Raw genomic sequence first — 471 nt, forward strand, 5'->3', positions numbered from 1 at the left:
ATCGGCTCCTGGTGCCAAGGCATCCACCGTACGCTCTTCATTACTTACAACAAAGATGCTCGCGTCCACTGTGCAGTTCTCAAACAACACACAAACAACCACCTCACGCAGACACCAACAAAAACCACTCTCACGAATAATTCTTGCGGTATGACTGCAGCAGTCATTTGTCGTTACTTCCTAGAAAGAAACACTCGCGTGTTCTCTCAGGACCCAACAGTATGCCGATATAATTTGTTCTCCCACCAGCACTGAGGCCGGCAGTAACGAAAACGAATGCTTGTCAGCGTCCACCCATGAGCAACCACCGTTCCACATACGGGAACGAAATGGCCTCTGCTTTCCTCAACCACACCTGTGTGCAGCGAGCGAAAGAGATGCTCCTTAGAAAGGAGGTGATCCAGCCGCACCTTCCGGTACGGCTACCTTGTTACGACTTCGTCCCAATCGCCGATCCCACCTTCGACGGCT

At 51.6% G+C, this 471-nt stretch carries 1 rRNA gene; it reads right to left on the reverse strand.

Annotation, left to right across the window (positions count from 1 at the left end):
* Nucleotides 1-388 precede the first annotated feature (388 nt).
* Nucleotides 389-471 (reverse strand): 16S ribosomal RNA (locus tag ACYP01_RS21230); the annotation flags it as partial.

The organism is Rhodococcus sp. no. 34 (genome assembly GCF_054589475.1).